This window comes from Pseudomonas sp. 5.2, from assembly GCF_059025405.1.
The window spans coordinates 1-1129 of record NZ_JBYBHH010000047.1 but is presented as its reverse complement, the minus strand read 5'-3'; the positions used below and the strand labels follow the sequence as shown (position 1 = coordinate 1129).

Genomic DNA, 1129 nt, shown 5'->3' with positions numbered 1-1129 from the left:
CAAGCTGACCGCGACGCCTTCGGTTACCGAAGGCGGTGCGATCACCTACACCATCACCCTGACCAACAAAGACGGTCTGCCGATCGACAAGCATTCGGCGCTGACCTTCACCCTGAGCGATGGCACCACCGTCATTACTGTGCCGGCCAACAGCACCAGCGGTTTCACCACCGTGGCTGCCCCGGACAACGTCTACACCGGTACCAACGACCCAGTGATCAAATCGATCGCTTCGGTGGATGGCGCGGATGTCGGCAAGTTCGAAAACCTGGTTCTGGACAAGACCCCAGTCAGCACCGCTGTCACCGATGAGCCAGGCTCGGGTACTCCAGGCGCTGGCAACGAAGGCGATCTGGTCAAGGTCACCATCACCGCTGACCAGGTTTCGGTGGCTGAAAACGTCAAACCGACCTTCACCGTCCACATCAACACCGCCCTGGCTCACGACCTGGTCGTGACCTTGAGCAACAACGCCACCGTCACCATCAAAGCCGGTGAAACCAGCGCCCCGTACACCCACGAAGCGCAAGGCGACGACGTCTACAAAGACGCCGGCGAAATCGAGCTGGGCGTGAAGTCGGCAGCAGACATCGATGGCCGTGCCTTCGAGAACCTGCAGCTGGGCGACGCGGCGTCGGTCAAGGTGACTGACACCACCGACGACGTGGTGGCCAAACTGACTGCGACGCCTTCGGTTACCGAAGGTGGTGCCATCACCTACACCATTACGCTGACCAACAAAGACGGTCTGCCGATCGATAAACATTCGGCGCTGACCTTCACCCTGAGCGACGGCACCACCGTCATCACCGTGCCGGCCAACAGCACCACTGGCTTCACCACCGTGACTGCCCCGGATAACGTCTACACCGGTACCAACGACCCAGTGATCAAATCGATCGCTTCGGTTGATGGCGCGGATGTTGGCAAGTTCGAGAACCTGGTTCTGGATAAAACGCCGGTCAGCACTGCTGTCACTGATGAGCCGGGCTCGGGTACTCCAGGTGCTGGCAACGAAGGCGACTTGGTCAAAGTCACCATTACGGCTGACCAAGTCTCGGTTGCCGAGAACGTCAAACCGACCTTCACCGTCCACATCAACACCGCCCTGGCTCACGACCTCGTCGTA

At 59.8% G+C, this 1129-nt stretch carries 1 protein-coding gene; it reads left to right on the top strand.

The window, feature by feature from the left end; genetic code table 11:
• Nucleotides 1-1129, top strand: a 1129-nt coding sequence (locus AC5PZ0_RS28220) for an immunoglobulin-like domain-containing protein (RefSeq protein WP_493856204.1), incomplete at both ends; no start/stop codon positions are given.